This window comes from Bacillus pseudomycoides DSM 12442 (genome assembly GCF_000161455.1).
In the GTDB taxonomy this organism is placed as follows: domain Bacteria; phylum Bacillota; class Bacilli; order Bacillales; family Bacillaceae_G; genus Bacillus_A; species Bacillus_A pseudomycoides.
Map to the genome: position 1 here is coordinate 5,449,014 of NZ_CM000745.1, position 703 is coordinate 5,449,716.

General features: G+C 44.0%; 1 protein-coding gene. It reads left to right on the forward strand.

Annotated elements, in window-relative coordinates; genetic code table 11:
* On the forward strand, window positions 1–703 hold a 703-nt coding region (locus BPMYX0001_RS27585), incomplete at both ends, for an AMP-binding protein (RefSeq protein ID WP_033799492.1).

Consider the following 703-nt stretch of genomic DNA (forward strand, 5'->3'; position numbering starts at 1 on the left):
ATCACTTCCTCCATCTGTTGTATCAGATAGTTGAAGATCCTGACCAAAAGCTGTCAGATATGATTCTGGTGACAGAGGAAGAAAAACATCAGCTTCTGTATACCTTTAACCAAACTGAAAAGCCGTTCCCGAATGACAAAGCAATCCATCAACTGTTTGAGGAACAGGTTCAGAGAACACCTGAGCTTGTAGCCGTAGTTTTTGGTGACGAACAGCTTACTTATCGAGAGTTGAATTCTAGGGCTAATCAGCTTGCAAGACTTTTAAGAGAAAGAGGAACGGTTAGGGAAGAGCTGGTTGGAATCATGGTAGACCGCTCCCTTGAAATGATTGTCGGTATTCTGGGTGTACTAAAAGCAGGTGGAGCTTATGTCCCACTTGACCCGTCATATCCTGAAGAAAGGATTCGCTATATCCTTGAAGACAGTGGGGTTCAACGCCTCTTAACACAAAGTAGTGTGAAAATTATGGAAGGCTTTACGGGAGAGACTATTCTGATTGATCAGCCTCATGTGTATAACGGAGCTGATGAGAATCTTGAACATATCAATCAGGCGGAAGATCTGGCCTATGTTATATATACATCGGGGTCGACCGGGAAACCGAAAGGTGTGTTAATAGAGCATCGAGGTGTAAGTAATTTGCAGCTCATGGCTGAAACATATGGCATACGGGAGGGAAGCAGGGTCCTTCAGTTTGCTTC